The following is a 275-nucleotide window of genomic DNA, read 5'->3' on the forward strand; positions in this document are numbered from 1 at the left end:
ACGGCTGAACAAGGAGATCCGCCGCCGCACCGACGTGGTCGGCATCTTCCCCGACCGCACCGCCGTCATCCGGCTCGTCGGGGCGGTCCTGGCCGAGCAAAACGACGAATGGACCGAAGCCCGCCGCTACATGGGACTCGACCTGCTCGCCAAGGCCCGACTCCACCCGATCGAGTCAGAAACCGACGACACCGTCCTGCCCACCGAACTCACCGCATAGCCTCAAAACGAGATCACCGAGTGGCCGTCGATACACCACTCCAGCGGACGTGACC

At 65.5% G+C, this 275-nt stretch carries 1 protein-coding gene; it reads left to right on the plus strand.

The genetic code is table 11. The annotated features are described in order from the left end of the window. The coding region (locus OO52_RS45785; RefSeq protein ID WP_037671800.1) for a transposase at positions 1–220 on the plus strand (220 nt) is incomplete at its 5' end. Between the last annotated feature and the right edge of the window lie 55 nt (positions 221–275).

Source organism: Streptomyces flaveolus (assembly GCF_000716535.1).
In the GTDB taxonomy this organism is placed as follows: Bacteria; Actinomycetota; Actinomycetes; order Streptomycetales; family Streptomycetaceae; genus Streptomyces; species Streptomyces flaveolus_A.